The organism is Streptomyces sp. NPDC033229, from assembly GCF_055576875.1.
The window spans coordinates 254059-256878 of the sequence record NZ_JBVIQR010000001.1; the positions used below are offsets into that span (position 1 = coordinate 254059).

Genomic DNA, 2820 nt, shown 5'->3' on the forward strand with positions numbered 1-2820 from the left:
TGTGGCACGGACCCCCACAGTCGGATGTGTGTTGTGGGGTTGCTCCCAGCCACATCCACCCCGTCCGGCGCTTGAGGACACAGCACAGCAGCCCTAACGGGCGCCGCCCACGAGCAGCTGCCGCAGCAGGGCCTCGTCCATGGCGGTCAGCTGGCTGACGAAGCGGGTCAGCACGGCCTCCCGGTCCGGGCGGCCGTCGAGGACCTTGTGCATCCGGCGGGCGGCCAGCCCGCAGTCGTCGGTCACGGGGGCGTAGGCGTACGCCCGGCCGCGCGGGGTGCGGGTGAGCACCTCCTTGGCGTGCAGCCGGGACAGGATCGTCACCACCGTGCTGTACGTCAGCTCGCCCGCGAGCCGGCCCTGGACCTCGCGGGGGGTCAGCGGGCCCTCGGCCCGCTGCAGCGCCGTGAGGACCTCGCCCTCCAGCGCCCCGTTCGCGCGGCGCCGGCCCTGACGGACCACGGTGGTAGGTGTGCCTGCTGACATTCCTGCGGCGTTCTCTCTGCTCGTCTTCCCGCCCGGTACGACCGGGATGTTCCTCGTCTACAGAAGTGTAAAGGCGTAGTGAGGCTGCTCCCGCCACCCTTTTCGGCCCTCCGGGAGCCGATCCCCCAGAACCCGAGTGAGGCCACGGGACGACTGTGACGGAACTGGCATCCCGGGGATTTGACCCGGGTCGTAGGGTCAAGCGGTGTTCGAACGTCGAAATGGGCCGCACGCCCGGAACCACGCCGCCCCGGCCCGCCGCCCTCGGCCCGCCGCCCACCTCCTCGGGCGGCTGCGTCCCGCCTACCCCCGCCCGGGGCGGCGCGGCTTCCGCCGGTGGGTGCCGTCGTGGCGCCAGAGCCTCGGTGTCACCGCGCTCGTCATCGGGGCGTTCGCGGCCCTCGTCGGCGTTCTCTACGCGCGCACGGAGATACCCACCGACCTCAACGCCTTCGCCACCCAGCAGGACAACGTCTACTACTGGGCCGACGGCACCGAGATGGCCCGTACCGGCGAGGTCAACCGGCAGGACACCGCCCTGGAGAAGGTCCCCGAGAAGGTGCGCTGGGCGGCGCTGGCCGCCGAGAACGAGACCTTCTACTCCGACAGCGGGATCTCCGTCAGCGGCATCACCCGCGCCCTCACCAGGATGATCACGGGCGGTGAGACCCAGGGCGGGTCCACCATCACCCAGCAGTACGTGAAGAACGCCTACCTCAACCAGGAGCAGACCTTCACCCGCAAGATCACCGAGATGTTCATCGCCATCAAGCTGGACAACAAGATGACCAAGTCGGAGATCCTGGAGGGCTACCTCAACACCAGCTGGTACGGGCGCGGCACCTACGGCATCCAGCGCGCCGCCCACGCCTACTACGGCAAGGACGTCTCGCAGCTCAACGCGAGCGAGGGCGCGGTGCTCGCCTCGCTGCTCAAGGGGGCCGCCCTCTACGACCCGGCGATCAGCCGCGCGAACCACGAGCGGGCCGTGGAGCGCTGGAACTGGATCCTCGACCGGATGGTCACCATCGGCAGGCTCTCCCCGAAGGAGCGGGCCGGCTACACCACGTTCCCCGAGCCCAAGGCCCCGCCCAAGCCGGCCGGGCTGAACGGGCAGACGGGCTATCTCGTGGAGACCGCCCGCGCCTATGTGAGCGCGCACACCGAGGTCTCCGACGCCGACTTCGACCTCGGCGGCTACCAGATCCGCACCACGTTCGAGAAGCCGAAGGTCGAGGCGCTGAAGAAGGCCGTGGCGGACGTCCGGGGCCGGCTCGACCCCGAGCGTCGGGAGGCCGACCGGAACGTCCGCATCGGCGCCGCCTCGGTCACCACCGACGGTCGCATCGTCGCCCTCATCGGCGGCCCGGACTACCTCAAGCAGGGGTTCAACGACGCCAACTCCTCCGTCGTCCCGGCGGGCACCGCCTTCACCCCCTTCGTCTACGCGGCGGCCCTGCGCGACGGCGTCGAGCGCGAACGCGGCAAGCCGCGGGTGCCCGTGACCCCGGCCACCGTCTACGACGGCAACGACAAGGTGACGATCCGGACGCCCGAGGGCCCGTACTGGGACCGCTCCGGGAAGATCGTCAAGGCGCGGAACGAGGGCGGCAAGTCCTGGGGCAAGGTGTCGCTGCGGGACGCGGTCGTGAAGGGGATCAACGCCCCGATCATGCAGCTGGGCATGGACGTCGGTCTGGACCGGGTGGGTCGTACGTCCGTGCAGACGGGACTGCTCGCCTCCAGCCTCGGCCCCCGGGTGCCCGCCTTCTCCCTCGGCACCACCACGCCCAGCGCCATCCGGATGGCCGGGGCCTACGCCACCTTCGCCGCCCGGGGCACGCACAGCGAGCCGTACTCCGTCACCCGGCTCACCCGCAACGGCGACGCCGTCCCGGTGGACAAGCCGACGGCCGAGCGGGCCCTGCCCGCGTCCGTGGCCGGCGCCGTGGACGACGCGCTGCGCGACACGGTCCGGCGCGGCACCGCCGGTGCGGCACGGGCCGCCGGGGCCGATGTGGCGGGCAAGGCGGGCACCGGCCCGGACAACAAGTCGGCCTGGTTCGTCGGCTACCGCGGCACGCTCTCGACCGCCGTCTCGCTCTCCCGCATCGACCCCGGGAGCCAGGAGCTGCAGCCGCTGACCGGCCTCGGCGGCGCGGCGAAGTCCGCCTCCGGCAGCCCGTACCCGATCGGCATCTGGACGGCGTACATGACCGAGCTGGGGAAGTGACGGCCGTGGGGGGGGGGGGGAGGAAGAGGGAGGGGGGGGGGGGGGGGGGGGGGGGGGGGGGGGGTGTGGGGGGGGGGGGGTGGGGGGGGGTATGGCGGACA

2 protein-coding genes are annotated in these 2820 nt (G+C 72.1%); one reads left to right on the forward strand and one right to left on the reverse strand.

Going from position 1 to position 2820, the window contains the following annotated elements:
• Nucleotides 1-93 precede the first annotated feature (93 nt).
• A complete protein-coding gene (locus ACZ53N_RS01050) occupies nucleotides 94-462 on the reverse strand; it encodes a BlaI/MecI/CopY family transcriptional regulator (RefSeq protein WP_469138869.1) in 369 nt (122 codons plus the stop codon).
• 229 nt (nucleotides 463-691) lie between these two features.
• Between ACZ53N_RS01050 and ACZ53N_RS01055 the strand changes: the two genes are divergently transcribed.
• Nucleotides 692-2719, forward strand: coding sequence for a transglycosylase domain-containing protein (locus ACZ53N_RS01055; protein ID WP_469138870.1), 2028 nt, complete (start codon nucleotides 692-694; stop codon nucleotides 2717-2719).
• The last annotated feature ends 101 nt before the right edge of the window (nucleotides 2720-2820 follow it).